At 52.9% G+C, this 1,392-nt stretch carries 2 protein-coding genes; both read left to right on the forward strand.

Annotated features, from left to right (window positions below; translation table 11 throughout):
- Positions 1 to 128 precede the first annotated feature (128 nt).
- Positions 129 to 599 (forward strand): cupin domain-containing protein, encoded by a 471-nt coding sequence (locus tag NB063_RS29620; RefSeq protein ID WP_250932951.1) that lies wholly within the window; start codon positions 129 to 131, stop codon positions 597 to 599.
- A gap of 39 nt (positions 600 to 638) precedes the next feature.
- A complete protein-coding gene (locus NB063_RS29625; RefSeq protein WP_250932953.1) occupies positions 639 to 1,199 on the forward strand; it encodes a hypothetical protein in 561 nt (186 codons plus the stop codon).
- The last annotated feature ends 193 nt before the right edge of the window (positions 1,200 to 1,392 follow it).

The raw sequence follows: 1,392 nt of genomic DNA on the forward strand, positions 1-1,392 counted from the left end.
ACTTGTATGTACCTGCTTAGCGACTAACCAAACCATGCCAAGGCCACGCGACTCGGCCATTGATTAAGTTCATAGTCTTTTTCCATGGCCGTGTTCGCTTACCAAAAACTTTCACTCTGAGTGCCACAATGGAACCTCCCTTGATCACTGTTCGGACTCCAAGCCAAAACCGTCAAATCGAAGCCGTCGGGGACACCATGATCCTTCACCTCGGCGCAGAGGACACGGGTGGACGTTTCTCGATGTGGACGGAGATCACTCCTCCCGGAGGTGGTCCGCCGCCGCATTATCACGAGAACGAAGATGAGTGGTTTTGGCCTATCAACGGCGAAGCTGAGTTTTGGATTTCAGATCAATGGACACGCGTCCCGCCGAAAACCGCGGTATACGCAGCTCGCGGATCGATCCACACCTTTCGTAACCCCAACCCAGAACCGTTGGAAATGCTCATCCAGACGATTCCGGGAGGCTTTGAGAACTTCTTTTCAGAATGCGCGGCCGAATTCAGGCGAACCTCACCACCCAACTTGGACTCCATTATCAAAATAAGTGCACGCTACGGTATCTACTTCGTTGATCCTCCAAAACGGACGCATTGAAATGCTGCACACAAAGCCGCACAGAAATGAACGTCGTCAATGTCTCGATACATCAGACGAATTGCTGATCGTTGGCGTTGGCTCGATCCAGTCGTGACACGCAACTCCCTATTCACGATTCCGTCCAAGGAATCGGACGCCGGTCGCATTGCGATGTTCCTTGATCGAGAAGATCTGCGATGGCTATCCAAGTTCTGCGAGTGCGGAGACGCGGCAACTGACGAAGATCGCGAACGCTGTGCCCGCATTCGGTTCCGGGCTTCTACGGCGCTTCACAAAAAAGAACACGCAATCGACGTCCCTGGTAATTGCCACTTCGTTGCAGATGTTCGCGTGCTGACCGAATCCAACGGCGGACGCAAAACCGCGATTCATACCGGGTACCGACCGCAAGTATTTCTCGACGGACATGATTGTGACGCGACACTCACGGTCGAGTCGGGCACGCTGAGCCCCGGTGACGTCGGTTTCATTTTCGGCTTGTTGCGGCGTCCCGATCAGAACTTCGATAAGTTGTCCATTGGCAAGGCTCTATTGCTTCGCGAAGGCTCACGGACGATCGCGTATGGCGTCATCGTTTGGTGTTCCGACACACCATGAACTCCAGATACGCGTACAAACAACAGCGAGTGATCTAAAACGAACATCAGTTGTTCGATCTGCTGCAATCACATTCTGCTTTGTTTGGGCCATCAGCAGTGATTGTCTCTGACGGCGGGGCGTCTCCACTTGCTCGAAGCCAATCACGAAGGAGCGTCGATTCAATTACTTGCGATTTCAATAGTAGCGGAAC

The sequence above is a fragment of the Aporhodopirellula aestuarii genome, from assembly GCF_023701485.1.
GTDB classification, from domain to species: domain Bacteria; phylum Planctomycetota; class Planctomycetia; order Pirellulales; family Pirellulaceae; genus Rhodopirellula; species Rhodopirellula aestuarii.

What these genes read in the sequence shown, in the direction of transcription:
- NB063_RS29625 (WP_250932953.1), top strand. Translation starts at nt 639, where the DNA reads ATGTCTCGATACATCAGACGAATTGCTGATCGTTGGCGTTGGCTCGAT.
- NB063_RS29620 (WP_250932951.1), top strand. Translation starts at nt 129, where the DNA reads ATGGAACCTCCCTTGATCACTGTTCGGACTCCAAGCCAAAACCGTCAA.